The organism is Mycobacterium sp. MAC_080597_8934, assembly GCF_000523975.1.
In the GTDB taxonomy this organism is placed as follows: domain Bacteria; phylum Actinomycetota; class Actinomycetes; order Mycobacteriales; family Mycobacteriaceae; genus Mycobacterium; species Mycobacterium avium.
This window is the reverse complement of record NZ_JAOS01000006.1, coordinates 82,122-98,224: the sequence shown is the minus strand read 5'-3', so window position 1 is coordinate 98,224 and position 16,103 is coordinate 82,122. Positions and strand designations below refer to the sequence as shown.

Genomic DNA, 16,103 nt, shown 5'->3' with positions numbered 1-16,103 from the left:
GGACCAACCGCTCATGGCCGAGCCCAACGAGGACGTCGAGATCACCCGCGGCGACCGCTTCATCAAGACGGCCGTGGCGATACTGGGCGAAACCGGGCGCACCGACTTCACCGTGCAAGAGGTGGTCGCGCGCTCCAAGACGTCGTTGCGCGCCTTCTACCAACACTTCAGCAGCAAGGACGAACTGCTGCTGGCGCTGTTCGACCGGACCATCGCCCAGTCGGCGCAGACCTGGCGCGCCGAGACCGCCGGGCTGGACAGCACCGCGGCGCTGAAGTTGGTGATCGACCGGGTCAGCCAGCAACCGGAATCGAGCACCCAGGACAGCCTCAATCGGGCGTTGACCCTCTACAACCAGCACCTGGCCGAAACACGTCCGCGCGAATACGCCCGGGTGCTCTCCCCGCTGCACCGGCTGATCCGCGACATCGTCGGCCAGGGCATCACCGAGGGAGTGTTCAACCCCGGATTGGACGTCGGGGCGGCGGCCGCCATCGTCATGCAGACCATGATGGGTGCGCAGCGATTGCACTGGCTGGGTGCGGAATTGAACGGCACCCCCGTCGACGCCGGCCAGCTCTACGACTTCTGCAGCCGGGCGCTGGGCATCCGGGACACCGACGAGGACTCGAGCGCGCCGTCGCTGGCGGAGTTGTTCGGGCAGATCGGCATGCGCCCCGGCACCCGCAACGGTCAGTTCGCGATGACCATGCCGGTCAGCCCCGCGGTGGTCAACACCTCCGGGGCGCTGCAGGGCGGCCTGATCGCCACGCTGGTCGACGTGGCGGGCGGGCAGTTCGGGCTGGACTATCTGCGGCCCGGCACCACGATGACCACCGCGGACCTGTTCGTCCGCTACCTGCGGCCGGTGCGGCAGGGTTCGGCCTTCGCGGTGCCCAGGATGCTGCGCTCGGGACGGCGGGCGATGGTGATGCAGGTGGACATCTTCGGCGACGGCGACGACGAGCTGCTCGCCACCGCCACCGTGAACTTCGCCATCATCAACGGCGACACGCCGAGCTCCGGGCTACCCCCGGCCGAATAGCGACGAATAAGGCCGAACGGGCAGGTACACCTTGTTCCGCACAAGTGGTAACGTCATTACCACACAGTGAGAATTACAGCCTTCTGCAAGGAGATCGCCATGCCGTCTCGCGAGCTTCCCTTCCCGGTGTTCGATGCCGACAACCACATGTACGAGCCGCAGGAAGCGCTGACCAAGTTCCTGCCGGACCACCGCAAGCACGTCATCGACTACGTCCAGATCCGCGGCCGGACCAAGATCGTGGTGCGCGGCCACATCAGCGAATACATCCCCAACCCGACGTTCGAAGTGGTGGCCCGTCCCGGCGCCCAGGAGGAGTACTTCCGAAACGGCTCGGGTGGCAAGAGCTACCGCGAAATCCTCGGCGAGCCGATGAAGGCCATTCCGGCCTTCCGCGAACCCGGCGCCCGGCTGGAGGTGATGGACGAACTCGGCATCGACTACGCGCTGATGTTCCCCACCCTGGCTAGCCTGGTCGAGGAGCGCATGAAAGACGACCCGGAGATGACGCACGACGTCATCCACGCGCTCAACCAGTGGATGTACGAGCAGTGGTCGTTCAACTACAAGGACCGCATCTTCGCCACCCCGGTGATCACGTTGCCGATCGTCGACCGCGCGCTCGAGGAGCTCGAGTGGTGCCTCGAGCGCGGCGCCCGCACCGTGCTGGTCCGGCCCGCGCCGGTGCCCGGCTATCGCGGCAGCCGCTCGTTCGGCTTCGAGGAGTTCGACCCGTTCTGGCAGGCCTGTGTGCGGGCCGAGATCCCCGTCTCGATGCACGCCTCGGACAGCGGCTACTCCGAGCTGCTCAACATCTGGGAACCCGGCGACGAGTTCCTGCCGTTCAAGCCCACCGCCTTCCGCAGCCTGGCCATGGGGCACCGGCCCGTCGAGGACGCGTTCGGCGCGTTGATCTGCCACGGCGCGCTGTCCCGCAACCCCGACCTGCGCATCCTGTCCATCGAGAACGGCGCCGACTGGGTGCCGCACCTGTTCAAGGGCCTCAAGGGCGTGTACAAGAAGATGCCGCAGGCGTTCGCCGAGGATCCGATCGAGACGTTCAAGCGGTGCGTCTACGTCAGCCCGTTCTGGGAGGACCGGTTCGCCGAGATCGTCAACATGGTGGGCACCGACCGGGTGGTGTTCGGATCGGACTGGCCGCACCCCGAGGGTTTGAAGGACCCGATCAGCTTCGTCGACGAGCTGGCCGATTTCAGCGACGAGGACAAGGCGAAGATCATGGGCGGCAACCTGATGAAGCTGATGAAGGTGTCCGCGCCGGCCGCCAAGAAGCCCGTCTCGGCCTGATCTCGCGCCCCTGCCGCGGCGCGGCGTGTAACCGAGGCCGCGGCAGGGTATCCGCCGCAGCGTGGCATCCCCCGGCCGGGAACGGATCGACATCACTGACGACCTTGCGTTCGTCGGTGAGCAGATCGAGGCGCTCGAACGACTCGGGGGGCGCGAGGACGTCGATGACGAACGGGTTTACGACCTGAGCATCAGGTGGGGCGCCGCGCTCGCCGGGCGGCTGCCGCGCATGGCGCACTACAGCGCGCTGGGACAACTCGTCGAACAAGACGAGCGCCGATTCCAAGCGTTGTGCGATCGGCTGCGCGAATTGTCGCCCCTGATCGACAGATTCGGCTTGGCCCGGCCCCGACTCCCGGGAGCGGCGGACGCCTCGGCTAACGGCCGGCGGCGCCGCGGCCGCTGGTCAAAAACTCGTTCTCGGACAGCCTGATCGCGGTCCGCGGCGCGGGGCATTGCGGATTGGCACAGGTCAACGCCACCAGGTAGGCGTCGGCCTCCTCGTTCAGAAAGAGGAAACCCAGGTAGAGGGCGTCGCCGACCACGAAATCCGTTGCGCCGCACGCCTCGCAGTGCCCACCCTTGGCCGCGACCTGCTCGCGCACCCGATGGGCGGCCGCCGCGTCCAAGCTGATCAGCTCGGGCCGCACCCCGATGCCGTTGGCCGCCGCGTCGGACATCTCAGATCTCCACGTCCTTGTCGTAGTACACGCGGTCCTCACGCCAACCGCCGGTGCCCATGCCGATCCCGGCGAAGTCGTCGACGAACTCGATCTGGTTGATCCACTTGGCCATCTTGAAACCCACCTGCGTTTCCACCCGCAGCCGCAACGGTGCGCCGTGCTGGATCGGCAGTGGGGCGCCGTTCATTTCATAGGCCAGCAGGGTCTGCGGCTTGTCGGCGAATCCCAGGTCGAGCACTTCGTAGAACTGGCCGCCGCCGTGCGAGGCCGGCTCGTCGGTGCTGTTGTCCTGCATGGTCAGAAAGCAGATGTAACGCGCCTGCGGCAGCGGCCGCACCAGATCGACCAGCTGGCGCAGGTGAACTCCGGTCCACTCCCCGATGCTGGTCCAGCCCTGCACGCAATTGTGCATCACCCGTTGGGTTTCCGGCTCGGCCAGCGAACGCAGCGCGGCAAGGTCGAGGATCACCGGGTTTTCCACCAGTCCGCCCACCCGCAGCCGCCAGTCGACGAAGTTGTGCACCGCCATCACCTTGTATTCCGTGCTGGTGGGCGGCTTTCCGTTGATGCGATGCCGCGGGGTGATCTTGCTCGCCGGGTAGTTCTGCCGCGAATTAAGCGGGCGCAGCAGCATCAGCCGGGCCGCGGTGACCACCCGACCCAGCACCCGCTGCACGGAGCGTGGATGCCGCAGACTCCACAGCGTGGCCGCCACATGGATCCCGACGATCGCGGCGATGATCAGCAGCGAGATCGCCGTCGCCCAGTAGGTGTTGCGCACCGAGCCGAAAATCATTGCGGCGGTGAGCCTTCCCCAGCCCCAGAAGAAGATCATCGACAGGTGGATCACGATGAATACGACAAAGGCGACCAGCCCCAGGAAATGCAGGCTGCGGGCCCATTGCCGACCGCCCCACATCCGCACGTACCACGGGAAGCGCGCCTCGATCGCCGGGGACTGCGCGGCGCCGGTGAGGATCTGGAACGGCGCCAGCACGAACACCACCCCCGCGTACGTCAGCTTCTGCATGGCGTCCAGGGGCTCACCGGGCAGCACCGGCGGCAGATTGAACGTCAGATAGGTGACGATGTCGTTGAACGCCTCGGGGAAGATCGACCAGGAATAGGGCCAGTAGCGGTGCCATTGGCCGGTGGCGAACAGCAGGACGTAATAGGAAAGCCCCACCAGCACCCAGCCGATCACCGCGAAGAAATGCCAGTGCCGGCCCATGCCCAGCTGCGCGTGGCCGGGCAGGGAAATCAACGGGTGATAATCCTCCTCCTCATCGAGGGTGTCGTAGATCCGGTCGCGGGGCATCACCTTTCGGGTAAAGCGCGCCCACTCGGTGCCCGGCTTGCTGTCGTCGTGCCAGTACAACTTCGGGTGGGTGGAAAGTATCTCGATGCCGCTGCGAATTATCAGCGTCACAAACAGCACGTTGAGCCAATGATCGACGCGCAGCCATACCGGATAGTCCAATACCGTCATCGCCTGCGCTTCGTCAGTCGTACCACTGCTGACGCTGCGGATAGGCCACGTTGATGCCCGACAACACCGTGGTATGCACCGCGAGGAAGGCGCCCGCGAACGCGATGCCCAACGTTCCCGGCGCGAAGTCCCATCGGGTGGTCACCCCGATCAGCCCGGGCAGCTGGACCCACCGGGTTACCAGATACGCGCAAAGGAACGCCGAGCAGACCAGGCTGCCGAAATACCAACCAGCCTGGGGCACAATCGGTTTGAGAGCGAACACCATGGCGCCGGCCGCCAGCGCGCAGGCCGCGCTCAGCCCCAGCACGTAGGCGGCGAAATATCGCGGCAGACCCGGTTCGGTGGTCAGCACGTAGATGTGCACCAGCACCAGTCCGGTCAGCAGCGCGCCACCCAGCGCGGTCACCGTGCGCGGCAGGTTGAACGCCACCCAGCCGTTGAGGGTGAGTACCCGCGAAGACAGCAGGCGCCGCCGCAATCCCTTCGCGCCCTTCGTGCTTTGCGCCAGCGGATCGGCCACGCCAGCGACATACCCGACCGTCACATCCGCAAACGCGCTTTCAGGGAGTCCACAGCAGCGTTTTTCGGCGGCGTCAATTGCGCTGCGTCGACGAATCGGGCGACGATTAACGGGCCGGTATCAAAGCCGTTGCAATGCCGGGCCGGCAACCATTGCTAATCTGAACAACTACGTGTGCAAATTGGTCAATCGATTGACCCGGTTTTCGCCACGGTCGCACCGGACGGAGACCGCTAGGAGGGCCAAATGGTGGCCGAAAAGGACTGGGACAGAATCGTCGGCGCGGCCGATGACGTGCGCCGCGTCTTCGACAACGTCCCCGCGCTGTTGGTCGGCCTGGAAGGGCCAGACCATCGATTCGTCGCGGTCAACGCCGCCTACCGCGCGCTCAGTCCGCCGGTCGACCCGATCGGGCTGCTCGCCCGCGAGGTGTATCCCGAGCTGGAGAGCCAGCAGATCTTCCAGATGTTCGACCGGGTTTACCAGACCGGTGAGCCGCAGTCGGGAACGGAATGGCGGGTACAGGCCGACTTCGAAGGCGTGGGGAAGGCCCAGGAGCACTTCTTCGATTTCATCGTCACGCCGCGCCGCGGCGACGACGGCTCGATCGAGGGCGTGCAGCTCGCCTTCGTCGACGTCACCGACCGGGTGCGCAACCGGATGGCCGCCGAAGCGCGCCTCGAGGAGCTGTCCGAGCGGTACCGCAACGTGCGCGACTCCGCCACCGTCATGCAGCAGGCGCTGCTGGCGCCGTCGGTGCCGGTGACCCCCGGCGCGGATGTGACCGCGGAGTATCTGGTGGCCGCGCAGGACACCGCGGCCGGCGGCGACTGGTTCGATGCGATCCCGCTCGGGGATCGGTTGGTGCTCATCGTCGGTGACGTCGTCGGCCATGGGGTGGAAGCGGCCGCGGTGATGTCCCAGCTGCGCACCGCGCTGCGGATGCAGATCCTGGCGGGATACCCGATCGCCGAAGCGCTCGAGGCGGTCGACCGCTTCCACAAGCACGTCCCGGGGTCCAGCTCGGCCACCATGTGCGTCGGCTCGCTGGACTTCGGCAGCGGCGAATTCAGTTACTGCACAGCCGGACACCCGCCGCCGCTGCTGGTGACGGCGGACGCGACCGCGCGCTACGTCGAGCCGTCCGGCGCGGGCCCGCTGGGCAGCGGCACCGGCTTTCCGGTCCGCACCGAATTCCTCGACGTGGGCGACTCGATCCTGCTCTACACCGACGGCTTGATCGAACGGCCGGGCCGGCCCTTGGGCGCCAGCACCGCCGAATTCGCGGACCTGGCCGCCAACATCGTCTCCGGTCAGGGCGGCTTCGTCATCGAATCGTCGGTGCGAACGGTCGACCGGCTCTGCGCGGAGACGCTGGAGCTGCTGCTGCGCTCGACCGGCTACAGCGACGACGTGACTCTGCTTGCGGCGCAACGCCGCACACCGCCACCCCCACTGAACTTGACGCTGGACGCGACGATTCACGCCGCGCGCACGGTGCGCACCCGGTTGCGGCAGTGGTTGTCCGACGTCGGCGCCGACGCCGACGACATCTCCGACATCGTGCACGCCATCTCGGAGTTCGTCGAGAACGCGGTCGAGCACGGCTACGCCACCGAGGTTCCCGACGGCGTGGTCGTCGAAGCGATGCTGGCCGGCGACGGCAACCTGCACGCCTCGGTGATCGACCGGGGACGGTGGAAGGATCACCGGGAAGGCGAGACCGGCCGTGGCCGAGGCCTGGCCATGGCCGAGGCCCTGGTGTCAGAGGCGCACGTCAGTCACGGCCCCGAGGGGACGACCGCCAGCGTGACGCACCGGCTTTCGCGCCCGGCCAACTTCGTCGCCGACTCACTGGTCAGCCGGGCCGGCGACCACGGGGTGCGCAGCGCCGAATTCGTCTCCACGGTCACCGAGCCGGGCCGCATCGTCGTCAGCGGCGACGTCGACTCCAACACCGCGTCCACCCTGGACCGGCAGATCGCCGTCGAAAGCCGTTCCGGCGTAGCGCCTTTGACGGTCGATCTGAGCGCGGTCACCCACCTCGCGTCGGCGGGCGTCAGCGCGCTGGCCGCCGCACGGGAGCGGGCGCTGCGCCAAGGCAGCGACTACGTGCTGGTGGCCCCGCCGGGAAGCCCGGCCCACCATGTCCTGTCGCTGGTGCAGATCCCGGTGGTCAGCGGCCTCGCCGAGAACGTCGTCGCCGAAGGTTAGGACCGATCCGAGCGCTGCCCGTGCCGCACCTGGTTGAACGGCACCCCGCGGTCGGCGGCGTATTCGCGGGGGAAGCCCAGCACCCGCTCGCCGATGACGTTGCGCGCCATTTCCGTTGTGCCACCGCCGATGGCGACGGTCTGCCGAGAAAGGTAGCGCAGCCCGGTTTCCAGTCCGGCGCCCGGCTCCCCGACCACACCGGCGCTGCCCGCGATCGCCAGCGCGGTGTCGACGTCGGTAGTGACGGTTTCGGAGTGGAACAGCCGGATCAGCGTTCCGGCGGCCGGCGGCAGTGCGCCGTCCCGGACGCTGCGGTACACGTGGCCGATCAGCTGCTCGGCCACCGCGCGGTGCACCAGGACGCGACCGGCCATCTCCTGCACGCGCGGGTCGTCGGCCTGTCCGGTCTTCTCGGCCAGGCTCACGTAGTCGACCGGGATCGTGTGGCCGCCCTCGCTGCCGCCGCCGCTGGCGAATTCGGAACCCTGCCCCACGGCCCGGCGTTCGTGGTAGAGCTGGCGTGAGGCCACCGCCCAGCCGCCGTTGACCTCCCCGACGACGGCGTCATCCCCCACGTCGACACCGTCCAGGAACTCCTCGCAGAACTCGGTGGAGCCGCTGAGCATGGTGATGCGCCGCAACGTGATTCCGGGATGGTTGATGGGCACCAGGAACATGGTCAGGCCTTCGTGCTTGGGCACGTCCCAGTTGGTGCGGGCCAGGCACAGGCCGTAGTCGGCGGCGAACGCGCTCGTGCTCCAGGTCTTGGCGCCGTTGATGATCCACCGGTCGCCGCGCCGCTCGGCCCGGGTGAGCACACCGGCCAGATCCGACCCGCCGCTGGGTTCGCTCAACAGCTGCACCAGGATTTCCTCGCCGCGCAGTGCCGCGGCGATGTGCTGTTTCTTCTGCTGCTCGCTGCCGGTGTCGAGCAGCGTCGCGCAGCAGATGGTGAAGGTCGGGGTGTTGAGGATCAACGGCATTTCATAGTCGAGGCTTTCGGCGTCGAATGCCTTCTGGTATTCGTAGTCCAGCCCCAGGCCGCCGTACTCGCGGGGAAAGCAGATGCCCGCGAAACCGCCGTCGTACAGCCTCTTCTGCAGTTCGCGGGCCCTGCGCCAGGCCCGCTCGTCGTCGCGCGGGGCCGGTGGTGGGGACTCGCGGTCGATGGCGGGCATGTTGTCGGCCAACCAGGCTCGGGCCCGGGCCGCGAATTGCGCGACGGATTCGGTCGTCATTTCGCCGCACCCCCCGCCTTCTCGAACTGGTAGACGCGCAGGTTGTGTTCCTCCGGCGTGCCGAACATGCCGCGGTACAACGTAACCCGGCGCAGGTACAGGTGCAGGTCGTGTTCCCAGGTGACGCCGATACCGCCGTGCATCTGCACGCAGGCCTGCACGATCTGCCCGGCCATCTCGCCCACATAGGACTTGGCGATGCTGGCCGACAGCCCCGCCTGCGGCGAGCGGGCGGCCACCTCGGCGACCGCCGCCCAGGTGGTGGCCCGGCATGCCTCCAGCCACAGCTTCATGTCGGCGAACTTGTGTTTGAGGGCCTGATACGACGCCAGCGGACGACCGAAGGTGTGCCGGTCCAGCGCCCATTGGGTGGTGAAGTCGAACACCGTCTGCACCACCCCGACCACCTCGGCGCATTGCAGCACCTGGGCGAGCTGGCTTTGTCGCTCGATCAGGGTGGCGGTCTCGGCGGCGGTGCCGACCGCGGCGGACCGCGGCACGACGACACCGTCGAAGTGCACCCGGGCGTACTGCTTGACCAGGTCCACCGACTGCTGGGGCTCGATCCGCACCCCCGGCGCGTCCGTCGGGACCAGGAACTGGCGGATCTGCCCGTCGGCGCCGCAGCGCGCGACCACCAGCAGCAGCGCGCTCTGGGCGCCCGCCTCCACGCGGTCCTTGACGCCGTCGATGCGGTAGCCGGAATCGGTTTCGGTGGCCGTCACCGACGGATTCAGCGGCGCCCAGCCCTGACCCGGCTCATACACCGCCCAGGACGCGACGGTTTCACCGGAGATCAGCGCCTCGATGACGTCACGATGCGTTTCGGCGCCGGAACATTCGGCCAGCGCCGACAGCACGATGCTGACCGGGTACAGCGGGCCGGGCGCGACGGTCTTGCCGAGTTGTTCGGCGACCGTCGCCAGATCGGCCAGGCCGCTCTCCGAGACGCTGCCGCCGCCCAACTCCTCGGGAACCAGCAGGCCCGTCCAGCCGAGCTCGGCGGCGCGCCGCCACCAGCCGGGGTCGAACGCGGTGCCGGCGGCATGCAGCTCCCGCACCCGCCGCAGCGGCGCCTCCTTTTCCAGGAAAGCTTGGGTGGTCGAGGTGAAGAGGATCTTTTCCGGGGAGTCGACGGTGCTCATGGTGCCGAGGGGATCCTTCGTGACATTCGATCGCTGCGGGTGCAACGGAATCGGTTTGAGTGTTTGATCATCCGCCCGATCGGTCCTCGGTTGGCTGCCGATTCCGATGTTAGCAACGCGCACTACGGTAAGAGATACCGGAGTTCAGTCGGTAAGCGGCGGCCCGCGCCGCCGCTCCGGCTGCGGCGGCCGCCGGCAGACACCCGGCCCGTCCTACATGGCAAACACGCGGCGTAACGCCTGCGCGTGCAGCGCCCGGTTCTCTTGGGCAACAATCCAATCCGGGACCATCGAGTCGAAACCGTTGAAGGTTGCTGCGATCACATGCAATTCGGTGTGCACGTAGGCGTGCAGCAGCCGATTGGCATAGTCGATGGCCTCGTCGCGGCACGGATCGATCTCCGAGCAGCTGATGAACGTGGGCGGCAGGCCCTCGAGGTTGGCCCGGTGGGCGGGGACGTGCTGACCGCTGGCGCTGGCGTGACCGAGGTAGTGGTTCCAGGCCCGGCTCACGGCCGGACCGTTCAGACCCGGCGTGCGCTGGAATTCGCGACGCGACGGCGTGGCGTCGGAATCCAGCATCGGCTGGTGCAGGATCTGCATCAGGATCGTCGGCCCCTCCTGGTCGAACATGCGCTGGGTCAGGCCCGCCACCAGGGCCGCGCCGGCGTCCCGGCCCATCACGGCGATGCGGTTGGCGTCGGCGTTTAGCGCCGCGCTGTTGTCGACGACGTACCGGAAGGCGGCTTCGACGTCGTCCAGCGCCGCGGGACAGGGATTTTCGGGCGCCAGCCGGTAGTCGACCGACACCACCAGACACCCGCCGTCACGGGCCAGCTCCACGCAGTGCGCGTGGTCGGTGGCGAGGTTGCCGGTGACGAACGCGCCGCCGTGGGCGTACACCAGCAGCGGCGCCGCGGATTCGGTGTGGCCGCGATACAAGCGAAGCTCCAGCGGCTGACCGTCCGGCCCGGCGATCGACACCGAATCGATCGCCACGCCGCGGGTGTCGGCGGATGCGGCGCGCTGGGCGGCCAACCGGTTGGCGTGTTCCCGCTCGGCGGCCAGGGTTTCGGCGCGGAACTCCACCACCCCCAACTGGGCGGCGGTATCCCGCAGCACCGGGTCGATGCGGGTAAGGCCTTGCGGCCGGGCCAGGTTCGTCTGTGTCATACCTACTCGTTTTCGTCGGCTGATCAGCGGGCTCGTCGACGGTCCCGGCGGACGGTGGTGCCGGACACCACCTTCAAAGTAGACCTGCGCTTTTGGGCGGGCGGAAAGGAGGGGCGACTCCCGGTGGGCCGGGGATCGCGGTTCGCCGACCGGAGGCCGCGGGCGGCGAACAGGCTGCGGCCATTGGGCTTCGTTGCTATTTATACTATGATAGCGATATTCCGCTCGGTACCGACCCGCCGTGGACCCGCGCGCGGCCCGCGCCACCGGTCCGTTTTCGCGTAAGGAGCGCTATGCCGCTGAGCACTGGCCCGACCGGTCAACCCGTCGTACCGACGCTCGACTTCACCGGCGAGACCAGCCCGTACCCGTTCTTCGAACACATGCGGCGCACCGACCCGGTCTGGCACGGCTCGCTGGCCGACGCCAGCCAGCTGCCCGAGGAACTGCGCCCCGAGGACGAGTGGGTGCTGTTCGACTACGAGAGCGTGTCGCAGGCCTTCCGCGACGACCGGATCTTCAGCTCGCACAAGTACGACGAGACCATCGGCCTGGTGATGGGCCACACCATCCTCGCGATGGGCGGCCGGGAACACCACGACCACCGCAACTTGGTGGCCAAGGCCTTTCGCGCCACCGCGCTGGAGCGCTGGGAGCCGTCGGTCATCGGGCCGGTCTGCGAGCAACTGGTCGACGAGATCAAGAACGACGGCCACGCCGATTTGGTGAAGGCGGTGACATTCGAGTTCCCCACGCGGATCATCTCGACGCTGCTCGGTCTGCCCGCCGAGGATCTCGACCTGTTCCGCCGGCTGTCGCTGGACCTGATCTCCATCCCCACCGACATCGAGGCCGGCCTGAACGCCGCGACCGAGCTCTACGACTACTTCCTCAAACAGGTCGAGCAGCGCCGGCGCAAACCCACCGACGACATCATCGGCGACCTGGTGGCCGCGGAGATCGACGGCGAAAAGCTCACCGATGAGGCCATCATCGCGTTCCTGCGGTTGCTGCTGCCCGCCGGGCTGGAGACCACCTACCGCTCCTCGGGCAACCTGCTGTACCTGTTGCTGACCCACCCCGAGCAGTTGGCGATGGTCTATCGGGACCGGTCGTTGATACCGATGGCGATCGAGGAGGCCCTGCGGTTCGAGACACCGCTGACCATGGTCACCCGGACCACCACCGAGGAGGTCGAAATCGGCGGCAAGACCATCCCGGCCAACGCCCAGATCGACATGTGCATGGGCTCGGCCAATCGCGACGAGACCCGCTGGACCGATCCCAACGCCTTCGACATCCGCCGGCCCCGCCAGGCCCACATCGCCTTCGCCGGGGGCATCCACATGTGCCTGGGCATGCATTTGGCGCGACTGGAAACCCGGGTGATGTTGAACAGCCTGTTCGACCGGGTGCGGGATTTGGCGTTCGTGCCCGACGACGGAACCGGCGAGGAGTCCAAGATCGTCGGGCTCACCTTCCGCTCCCCCAACAAGCTTCCCGTCACGTTCGCGCCCGCCGCATGAAAAGCCGGGCAGCGATCCTGCATGACGTCGGCGGCCCTTGGTCGGTCGAGGAGTTCGAGCTGGACCCGCCGCGCGCCGGGGAGGTCCTGGTGCAGATGGCCGCCGCCGGTTTGTGCCACTCCGACGACCACATCCTCAAGGGCGACATGTCGGCGCCCAACGAGGTGATGCGATCGCTGGGGCTGCCCACCATGTTCCCCACCATCGGCGGCCACGAGGGTTCGGGCATCGTGCGCGAGGTGGGTGAGGGCGTCACCGATTTCGCGCCGGGCGATCACGTGGTGATGTCGTTCGTCGCCGTGTGCGGCCAATGCCGTTGGTGCGCAAGCGGAATGGAGTACCTCTGCGACGTGGGCATCGGCACCATGATCCCTGGGATGCCCACCGACGGCACCTTCCGCCACCACACGGCCGGCGGCGGCAACCTCGGCCACATCGCGAAGATCGGCGCCTTCGCCGAACACACTGTGGTGTCGACGAATTCGCTGGTGAAGATCGAGCAGCAGTTGCCGCTGGCGCCGAGCGCGCTGCTGTCCTGCGCCATCCCGACCGGCTACGGCTCGGCCGCCAACCGGGCCGGGGTGTGCGGCGGGGACGCCGTGGTGGTGATCGGCGCCGGCGGCATCGGCACCGGAGCCATCCAGGGCGCCCGGATCAGCGGTGCCGCGCAGATCGTCGCGGTCGACCCGGTGGAGTTCAAGCAGAAGTCGGCGCTGCGGTTCGGCGCCACGCACAGCGTGGCGACCATCGCCGAGGCCCTGGACCTGGTGCGGGACTTGACTTATGGGGTGATGGCCGACGCGGTGGTGGTCTCGCCGTCGTTGATCACCGCCGACGACGTGCGCGACGCGCTGAAGCTGACCCGCAAGGGCGGAACCTGTGTGCTCACCGGCATGACGTCGCAGTTGACCCGGTCGGTCAACATCGAGCTGCAGGACTTCATCCTGATGAACAAGACACTGGCGGGCACCATCTTCGGCTCGTGCAACCCCAGGGCCGACATCGCCCGGCTGGCCAGGCTCTATCAGACCGGTCAGCTGCAGCTCGACGAGATGATCACCAAGCGCTATCGTCTGGACGAGGTCAACGACGCCTACGACGACCTGCTCAACGGCAAAATCGTGCGGGGCATCATCGATTTCGGGATCGCCTGAGCGCGGCCTAAATCTTGATCGCGGGGAACAGCCTGCTGAGGTTCCACAGCCGGTCTCTGCGCGCCGACAGACACGAGATCGCCAGTGCGACGGCCGTTATCGCGGCCAGCACGATGATCGCCTGCCACAGTCGGGCGTCGATGCCGCCGAGGATGAGCTGCCGGAGTCCGTTGACACCGTACGTCATCGGGTCGAAGCGGTGCAGGACCTGGAACGGCCGAGACGTGGTTTCCACGGGATACATCCCGCCCGCGCTGACGAGCTGCAGCATGAGCAGGGCCATGATCAGCACCCGGCCCACCGCCGGACCGACAAGAGCGTTGATCGCCTGCGTCGCGGCCACGAACGCGGCGGAAATCAGCACCATGAACCCCAGCATCGCCACCGGGTGGACGGCGTGCATGCCGAGGGCGAACCGGACCACACAGTAGAGAACGACGGCCTGGAACAGCGCGATCGCAGCGGCGGGCAGGTAGCTGGCGAGCACCACGCGGATCGCGATCACCTCCGCGGCGATCGCACGATATTGCAAGGGCCGCAACACCATCCACAGCACCAAGGCGCCGAAGAACAGGGCGAGGGTGAGGAAGAACGGGGCCATACCGGTGCCGAAGTTGGGCGCGGCGTTCTCATGGGAAGCCTCGAGTTGCACCGGGCCGCCGATGGTGTCGGCGACCGCTTCCTTTTGCTGGGTGGTCCAGTTCGGCACCTGCCTGGCGCCCTCGGCGAGTTTCGTCGCCAGCTCGGCCGATCCCGCTTTGAGTTGGCCGGCGCCGTCGTCGAGCTTGGCGATGCCGCCGGCCAATTCGGCGTTACCGGTGGCGACTTGCTGCGCCCCGTCGCGCAGCTGGGTGAGCTTGTTGGTCAGCTCCTGGCCCTTGCCGCCGAGCTGATCGAGCGCCGACGCGAGCGGACTGCCCGGGGTCCGCAACCCCGAAGTCATGGCGATCGCCGCGTTCTGCGCATCGGTGAGCTGCTGGCGGATCTGGGGCGTGAACTGGTGACCCCGGAGTTGATCCTGGATGCCGCGCAGGTTGTTCGCCAGCGGATCCGCTCGCGCGGAGAGCTGGTCGATCACCGACGTCAGCGAGCTCGCGGCGGCGTCCTGCGCCGCGGCGATGGCGCCGAGCTGATCGTTGGCCTGCGCGAGCGCGGTGGCGCCCTGCTGCAATTGCTCTGTGCTGCCGCCGATCTGCGATACCGCCTTGGTCACCGCGAGCAGCGGGTCGGTGGCCTGGTTGATTCCGTCGGACAGTTGCTTGGCGCCGGCGGCGAGCGTCGCCGAGCCGGTCCGCGCGCTGTCCAGGCCGGCTGCCAGCTGACCGGCGCCGTCGTCGAGTCGGGCCGCCCCGTCTGCGGCCTGCTTGATACCCGATCCGGACGAAACCACCACCGACAGCATCTGATTGACGGCCTGTCCCGAGATCCGGCTGGAGACGGCGTTGAGTACCTGCTCGATGGCGGTACGACCGATGCTCGTCGAGATGTAGTTGTTGGCGTCGTTGTAGACGGCAATCAGGTTGGCCTTCTTGGGCTGCCCGGTCACCGGCGACGCGATCGCCGCGCTGAAGTCCGGCGGCAGCTCGACCATGAAGTAGTACTTGCCGTGGTCGACTCCGTTGCGTGCCTCCGGTAAGTCCACGACGTGCCAGTCCAGGCTGCCGTCGGCGGTCAGACTCTTGGCGATCTCCGCACCGGCGTTGAACTGCTGGCCGGACACGACGGCGCCCCGGTCGGAGTTGACCAGCGCCACCGGCATCTTGTTGGTGTGGCCGAAGGGATCCCAGAAGGCCCACAGGTACAGCGCCCCGTACACCAGGGGAAGCAGCATCAGCACGACGATGGCCGCGCGCGTCAATCGGCTACGCCGGAAGCGTTTGATCTCTGAGCCAAAGGCGAGTCCAGCCAGCATCTTTCAGTCCTCCCCGGTCGGGATGCGGTGATCGTGGAGTTCGTGGTCGGGCGCGTCGGCGCCGAGCGGGTTGGTCACCCCGACGACGACGGTGCGCTGCCTCGCGATCGCGCCGAGCCGCTCGGCCGCGATCGCTCGTCGGGAGTTGTCACGAACCTGTTCGAGGTCGCCGACCACCAGAATCGGACGGTTCGACAGCAACGCCAGCGTGATCCGCAGCAGGAACAGTTCGAGGTCCGACAGTTCGACGACGTAGGTGTTGTCGGATGGCGGGGCCATGTCGCCGAAGACCTCGGTGAGCTCGGCCGGGCGCGATTGCAGCGGCACCGACGAGTACCAGGGCGCCAGCCACCGGCGTTGCTCGGCGAGCACGGTCCCCACGGTCACCGAATCCTCCAGATCGTCGATGCCTTCGAACGCCGCGATGGAGCAGTGCCGGCGGATCGCGCGCGGAGTTGTTTCGCCGAGGACGGTGAGCGTGCCGTGGCTGGGCTTGAACCGTCCCGCGAGCGTCAACAGCAGTGTGGTCTGCCCCGGTCCGCCGGGCATCTGAATCGCGTGAAAGCCCGGCGTCAGGGCCAGGTCGACCCCCGAGAACAGGGGCCCGTGCTCGCCGTCGACCCCCAATCCGGCGGCGGTGATCACCGGTGCGACGTCGTCCGGTTCGTTGTTGGCATCCATGGTGTGGCTTTC

The 16,103-nt window shown here is 67.6% G+C and carries 14 protein-coding genes; 6 read left to right on the top strand and 8 right to left on the bottom strand.

The window, feature by feature from the left end:
* The first annotated feature begins 13 nt into the window (after window positions 1–13).
* The 3 genes from NF20_RS05660 (at window position 14) to NF20_RS28015 (ending at window position 2,786) form a co-directional block, all read left to right on the top strand.
* On the top strand, window positions 14–1,045 hold the full coding sequence (locus NF20_RS05660) for a hotdog fold thioesterase (protein ID WP_019733180.1): 1,032 nt from the start codon (window positions 14–16) through the stop codon (window positions 1,043–1,045).
* A gap of 99 nt (window positions 1,046–1,144) precedes the next feature.
* Complete coding sequence (locus NF20_RS05655; protein ID WP_003873130.1) at window positions 1,145–2,353, top strand: amidohydrolase family protein; 1,209 nt, start codon at window positions 1,145–1,147, stop codon at window positions 2,351–2,353.
* A gap of 61 nt (window positions 2,354–2,414) precedes the next feature.
* Window positions 2,415–2,786 carry a hypothetical protein gene (locus NF20_RS28015; protein WP_019733181.1) on the top strand — a complete coding sequence of 124 codons (372 nt, stop codon included), beginning with the start codon at window positions 2,415–2,417 and terminating at the stop codon, window positions 2,784–2,786.
* On the opposite strand, the gene NF20_RS05650 is transcribed toward NF20_RS28015, so the two are convergent.
* The 3 genes from NF20_RS05650 to NF20_RS05640 are packed head-to-tail and all read right to left on the bottom strand — an operon-like array spanning window position 2,731 to window position 5,048.
* Entirely contained in the window at window positions 2,731–3,033 is a 303-nt protein-coding gene (locus NF20_RS05650) for a hypothetical protein (protein ID WP_019733182.1), read from the bottom strand. The two genes, NF20_RS28015 and NF20_RS05650, sit on opposite strands and share 56 nt — an antisense overlap.
* A 1-nt stretch (window position 3,034) precedes the next feature.
* The gene (locus tag NF20_RS05645) at window positions 3,035–4,525 is read right to left on the bottom strand and encodes a molybdopterin-dependent oxidoreductase (protein ID WP_019733183.1); all 1,491 of its coding nucleotides are present in this window, start codon (window positions 4,523–4,525) and stop codon (window positions 3,035–3,037) included.
* Between the two features lie 13 nt (window positions 4,526–4,538).
* Complete coding sequence (locus tag NF20_RS05640; protein WP_019733184.1) at window positions 4,539–5,048, bottom strand: hypothetical protein; 510 nt, start codon at window positions 5,046–5,048, stop codon at window positions 4,539–4,541.
* Window positions 5,049–5,294: 246 nt separating this feature from the next.
* Here NF20_RS05640 and NF20_RS05635 point away from each other — a divergent pair, with 246 nt between their 5' ends.
* Window positions 5,295–7,262, top strand: coding sequence for a SpoIIE family protein phosphatase (locus tag NF20_RS05635; RefSeq protein WP_033712549.1), 1,968 nt, complete (start codon window positions 5,295–5,297; stop codon window positions 7,260–7,262).
* Here the strand turns inward: NF20_RS05635 and NF20_RS05630 are convergent.
* The 3 genes from NF20_RS05630 to NF20_RS05620 form a co-directional block, all read right to left on the bottom strand.
* Window positions 7,259–8,500: an acyl-CoA dehydrogenase family protein gene (locus NF20_RS05630; RefSeq protein ID WP_009975825.1), complete on the bottom strand. Its 1,242-nt coding sequence runs from the start codon at window positions 8,498–8,500 to the stop codon at window positions 7,259–7,261. The two genes, NF20_RS05635 and NF20_RS05630, sit on opposite strands and share 4 nt — an antisense overlap.
* A complete protein-coding gene (locus NF20_RS05625; protein WP_011724251.1) occupies window positions 8,497–9,645 on the bottom strand; it encodes an acyl-CoA dehydrogenase family protein in 1,149 nt (382 codons plus the stop codon). The genes NF20_RS05630 and NF20_RS05625 overlap by 4 nt, the downstream gene beginning before the upstream one ends.
* Before the next feature lie 213 nt (window positions 9,646–9,858).
* Window positions 9,859–10,818: an alpha/beta hydrolase gene (locus tag NF20_RS05620; protein ID WP_009975823.1), complete on the bottom strand. Its 960-nt coding sequence runs from the start codon at window positions 10,816–10,818 to the stop codon at window positions 9,859–9,861.
* 293 nt (window positions 10,819–11,111) lie between these two features.
* Between NF20_RS05620 and NF20_RS05615 the strand changes: the two genes are divergently transcribed.
* A complete protein-coding gene (locus tag NF20_RS05615; RefSeq protein ID WP_009975822.1) occupies window positions 11,112–12,344 on the top strand; it encodes a cytochrome P450 in 1,233 nt (410 codons plus the stop codon).
* On the top strand, window positions 12,341–13,498 hold the full coding sequence (locus NF20_RS05610; protein ID WP_009975821.1) for a Zn-dependent alcohol dehydrogenase: 1,158 nt from the start codon (window positions 12,341–12,343) through the stop codon (window positions 13,496–13,498). The genes NF20_RS05615 and NF20_RS05610 overlap by 4 nt, the downstream gene beginning before the upstream one ends.
* Window positions 13,499–13,505: 7 nt before the next feature.
* Here NF20_RS05610 and NF20_RS05605 read toward each other — a convergent pair whose 3' ends face one another.
* Complete coding sequence (locus NF20_RS05605) at window positions 13,506–15,410, bottom strand: YhgE/Pip domain-containing protein (protein WP_011724248.1); 1,905 nt, start codon at window positions 15,408–15,410, stop codon at window positions 13,506–13,508.
* Window positions 15,411–15,413: 3 nt separating this feature from the next.
* Window positions 15,414–16,091, bottom strand: a complete 678-nt coding sequence (locus tag NF20_RS05600; protein ID WP_019732717.1) for a hypothetical protein — start codon at window positions 16,089–16,091, stop codon at window positions 15,414–15,416.
* Window positions 16,092–16,103: the final 12 nt, after the last annotated feature.